Below are 3,728 nucleotides of genomic sequence, written 5' to 3' on the forward strand. Positions count from 1 at the left end.
TCTATATTCTATATTCTATATTCTATATTCTAAAAAAAACCGCGTAGATCCGTTTAATCCGCTAAACCCGTGGCCTATTCTATTGCTTTTTCTGAAATTAAATCGCCGTTATTGTATTTTTTAATTTCGGTTAATTTTCCTTTATCTGAATAGAATTTCCAATCTCCAAAATAGAACCAATGTGTTTCTACGGCATTGACTTCGATTTTTGTTTTTCCTTTTGATTGTAGTTTTCCGTTTTCATAATAATATTTGACGGTACAGATTCCGTTTTTGTATTTTTCGGTTTTGTAGATTTTTCCGTTGATGTAGGATTTCCACTTTTTTACCGGCTGATCATTCTTATAGTATTCGAACGATTTATATGTCGTACTATCTTGTTCATAATTATCAACCCAAAGACCTTCTTTCTTTTTATCAATCTTTTGATTGATAGGTTTGCTTTTACAACTTAAAAGCATCATTCCGCAAAAAAATAGTAAAAGAAGGTTTTTCATATTTTTATTTTGACTCTACATTCATAGATGTTGCTCTACAAATGTAGATCTATTTTTTTAATGTGCAAGAAAAAAGCTTTTTTTTTGTTTCAGGTTTCAGGTTTCAAGTTTGCCGAACGTTGAATAGGCTCCAGCTTTAGCTGGGGTTTAAAATAAATGCGCAGAAAATGGCTTTAGCCGAATAATTTCTCAGGCGTTTAAAAATTTTGGCTAAAGCCAATTCTTTTCATCTAAAAAAATCCCCTAGCTAAAGCTGGAGGCTATTCAATTCTGATGAGAAAAACCTTTGTCACTTTGAGCCTTTGCAACTTTGAACCTTTTTAAACCTTTGAATCTTCTTTAAGTGTTAGGGATAGGAGCGATATCCTTTTTGTTTTTTCTTTAAAAACAAAAAGATATAGCGGATAGCCCGACCGTAAGAAACGCCCATAAAAAAATCCGCTTACTCTTAAAGAATAAACGGATTGTATCTTAATACCTAACAGGTTTTAGAAACCTGTCAGGAAAATAAACTTTGCGTGCTTTGCGAAACCTTAGCGACCTTGCGGTTAAACTACTTAGAAAGCTCTACGAAATATTTGTAAAACAACGGAATAGTTTCGATTCCTTTTAAGAAATTGAAGATTCCGAAGTGCTCGTTTGGTGAGTGAATCGCATCGCTGTCTAAACCAAAGCCCATAAGGATGGTTTTGCTTTTTAATTCTTTCTCAAACAAGGCTACAATTGGGATACTTCCTCCAGAACGAACCGGAATTGCAGGAACTCCAAAAGTCTCTGTATAAGCTTTGTTTGCCGCTTGATATCCAACGCTGTCAATTGGCGTAACATAACCTTGCCCACCGTGGTGCGGCGATACTTTTACGGTAACTCCGGACGGAGCAATGCTGGTGAAATGTTTGGTGAACAATTCTGTGATTTCTTCCCAATCCTGATTAGGAACCAAACGCATCGAGATTTTAGCGAAAGCTTTGCTCGCAATAACGGTTTTTGCTCCTTCGCCTTGGTATCCGCCCCAGATTCCGTTTACGTCTAATGTTGGACGGATTGAGTTGCGTTCGTTGGTTACATATCCTTTTTCGCCGTAAACATCGTTTAGGTCTAAGGCTTTTTTATATTTTTCTAAGCTGAAAGGCGCTTTTGCCATTTCGGCTCTTTCTTCAGCAGATAATTCCTGAACTTTATCGTAGAAACCAGGAATGGTAATATGATTGTCTTCGTCATGCAAAGAAGCAATCATTTTTGCCAGAATATTGATTGGGTTCGCTACTGCCCCACCGTATAAACCTGAATGTAAATCGCGGTTTGGACCTGTAACCTCAACTTCTACATAACTTAAACCACGTAAACCTGTCGTGATCGACGGTTGTTGGTTGGAGATCATTCCGGTATCAGAAATTAGGATTACGTCGTTTTTTAGTTTTTCCTGATTGCGTTCTACGAACCAGGCCAAACTTGCTGAACCTACTTCTTCTTCGCCTTCGATCATGAATTTTACGTTACAAGGTAAAGTATTGGTTTGCACCATAAGCTCCAAAGCTTTTACGTGCATGTACATTTGTCCTTTGTCATCGCAAGCGCCACGAGCAAAAATTGCGCCTTCCGGATGAATTTCAGTCTTTTTGATTACGGGTTCGAATGGTGGCGATGTCCATAATTCGATTGGATCTGGTGGTTGAACATCATAATGTCCGTAAACAAGAACTGTAGGTAAATTTGGGTCGATTATTTTCTCTCCATAAATGATTGGATAGCCCGGAGTATCGCAAATTTCGACTAAATCGCAGCCTGCTTTTGATAAACTTTCCTTTACCGCCTCGGCAGTATCGATAACATCTTGCGAATATGCAGTGTCGGCACTTACCGACGGAATTTTTAATAATTCGATCAACTCATTGATAAAGCGATCTTTATGTTGTTGAACGTAGGACTTAATATTTTCCATTGAAATAATTTTTATAGAATTTCAAAAATACGAAAAAGAGAATTAATATTTTTTTTCAAAAAATGTTTTGAAATCTAGAAGTTATGTTTATCTTTGCACCCACAATTGAGCGGATATGGTGAAATTGGTAGACATGCCAGACTTAGGATCTGGTGCCGCAAGGCGTGTAGGTTCGAGTCCTATTATCCGCACTGAAAAAGCTTCTGAGAAATCAGAAGCTTTTTTCTTTTTATATGCTTTTGAGTTTTTGTTCCTAAAGTTGTTGATAAACATGAAGATTGTTAAAAATAAGAGAGAGGGAATTAATTCCCTCTCTGTTGTAATTCAAATTGATGAATTTAAAGTATTATTATCTATTGAAGGTCGCTTTGCTTAACACATACTGGTAACTTGTCTGGATTTGGGCAATAAGACGGTCCGCTAAAACAATTTTTAGACGTGTCTGGTACAGGACATCCAGGATAGTTACTTCCGCCATTAATAGATTTTAATTCATTAACGGTTAATTCTACAGCGCCATTTAAGTTTAATTTTTTCAACATGATCTATTGTTTTTTTTGTTTGATTAATATCCCAATCATTTTAAGACACTTGGAATTTATGTCTGAAACATTAAATAAGTATTCGTTTATTTTTGAAAAACTATATACTTATCCTTACAAATATTAAATTTTTATTCTGGTATAAGCGCTTTTTCTATTGATTTAATACATTGTTACGCAGATAATTTATAAATTATTAATGAGTATAAAATGTTTTGAATTATTAGGCATGATGTGTATTTTAAAGCTCTTGTTGTTGTATGTTGAATAAAAAGGGGTATTTCATGAGTCAAATTTTTACTTTCGAAAGATTTTACAATTCCGAAATAAATACATTGAAGTACATTATATAAAAGCTCCGTTTTGGAGTTTTAAGATGTGTTGGTACGAATAGGTTCTAATTTGTTTGATTATAAAGAGAATATTAAAATTCATTTTATCGGATTTCAATTATAGTCTGTGGTTTTAACCACGGGAAACTAATTGTTATGATCGTGATAAATAATTATGTCTCAATAATTGAAAATATTGACGATGTTTTAAAAACAACACATTGAAATTTATACGAAAAATAGTAGTAAATATTCTGCGCTTTCACAAAGCGGTCAAGATTTGCTTGGAATTTGGAATTTTAAAGGTTTGGAATTTCTTTAAAATCAGTTCATTAAAAATATTTCAATTTTTATTCGCAAAAACCCTTGCAGAATCAAACTTCTGTTGTATTTTTGCACTCACAATAACGCAGTT

2 protein-coding genes and 1 tRNA gene are annotated in these 3,728 nt (G+C 34.4%); 1 reads left to right on the forward strand and 2 read right to left on the reverse strand.

The window, feature by feature from the left end:
- Positions 1-74 precede the first annotated feature (74 nt).
- Positions 75-497 carry a hypothetical protein gene (locus IRZ78_RS25845; RefSeq protein WP_228520628.1) on the reverse strand — a complete coding sequence of 141 codons (423 nt, stop codon included), beginning with the start codon at positions 495-497 and terminating at the stop codon, positions 75-77.
- Positions 498-1,050: 553 nt separating this feature from the next.
- Positions 1,051-2,439, reverse strand: a complete 1,389-nt coding sequence (locus tag IRZ78_RS25850; protein ID WP_194620453.1) for a dipeptidase — start codon at positions 2,437-2,439, stop codon at positions 1,051-1,053.
- Between the two features lie 109 nt (positions 2,440-2,548).
- Between IRZ78_RS25850 and IRZ78_RS25855 the strand changes: the two genes are divergently transcribed.
- A tRNA-Leu gene (locus IRZ78_RS25855) sits at positions 2,549-2,630 on the forward strand.
- The last annotated feature ends 1,098 nt before the right edge of the window (positions 2,631-3,728 follow it).

The organism is Flavobacterium sp. CSZ (assembly GCF_015350725.1).
In the GTDB taxonomy this organism is placed as follows: domain Bacteria; phylum Bacteroidota; class Bacteroidia; order Flavobacteriales; family Flavobacteriaceae; genus Flavobacterium.